2 protein-coding genes are annotated in these 1067 nt (G+C 48.7%); both read left to right on the forward strand.

Annotated features, from left to right (window positions below):
- Positions 1–340 (forward strand): chorismate-binding protein (locus R8O70_RS26150; RefSeq protein WP_318184579.1); only part of this gene is annotated, 340 nt, incomplete at its 5' end.
- A partial coding sequence (gene menD, locus R8O70_RS26155) for a 2-succinyl-5-enolpyruvyl-6-hydroxy-3-cyclohexene-1-carboxylic-acid synthase (RefSeq protein WP_318184580.1) occupies positions 337–1067 on the forward strand: 731 nt, incomplete at its 3' end. The genes R8O70_RS26150 and menD, both read left to right, overlap by 4 nt.

Raw genomic sequence — 1067 nt, forward strand, 5'->3', positions numbered from 1 at the left:
AAAAACAGGCACAAATGGCGTACAACTGCTTTCTGCATTGCAGCCGACGGCCGCAGTGGCAGGTTTGCCTCGTAAAGAGTCGATGCAGTTCATCCTTGATAACGAGCCGTTTGCTCGTGGCTGGTATGCTGGCTCTATGGGTTACATCAGCCATGAACGCGCAGAGTTTTGTGTGGCAATAAGAAGTGCATTGGTGCTTGGCGATCAAGTTCAGCTGTTTGCTGGAGCGGGTATTGTTCCTGGATCAGTTGCTGAACACGAATGGGCTGAGTTAGATAAAAAGATGTCGACGCTATTAACGTTGATTTCCGATCATCCGCCGCTTGGAGTGGCATCATGAGTTACGATCAAGCGGTTCTCAATCGAATTTGGTCAGAGACCATTTTGACTGAGCTTCACCGATTTGGTGTGAAGCATGTTTGTATCGCGCCGGGATCGCGTTCGACTCCTTTGACTTTAGAAGCGGCGGAACAGCCAAATTTTTCCATTCATACTCATTTTGATGAGCGTGGATTAGGTTTTATGGCGCTTGGTTTGGCGAAAGCGAGCCAAGAGCCGGTAGCCGTTATCGTGACTTCTGGCACTGCGGTCGCAAACTTGTTGCCTGCGGTAGCAGAAGCTAAATTAACGGGCGAAAAACTGGTTTTGCTTACTGCTGACCGCCCTGTTGAACTCGTCGGTTGTGGCGCAAACCAAGCAATTAATCAGCTTGGGATTTTTTCGCATCATGTATCGGCAAATTTGAACTTGCCAAGTCCGAGTTTAAATACGCCGCTTAACTGGTTACTCACTTCGGTTGATGAGGTGATGTTTAACCAGCAGTTACATGGCAGCGCGGTTCACATTAACTGCGCCTTTCCTGAGCCGCTGTATTCTGACGGGGAAAAAAGCGCTTACCAAAGCTACCTGAACAGTGTCGAAGCGTGGCGCAAAGGCGGTCAAACATATACTCAACGATTCGTCAGTCCATCATTCCGTGACATTCCATTTTGTGCTGATAGAAAAGGAGTGGTTGTCATTGGCAGCTTACCTGCTGATCACGCGCAAGCGGCAAAAGCGTTTGCACA

Origin of the sequence: Vibrio sp. 779(2023) (assembly GCF_033344285.1) — a bacterium.
Lineage (GTDB): Bacteria > Pseudomonadota > Gammaproteobacteria > Enterobacterales > Vibrionaceae > Vibrio > Vibrio alginolyticus.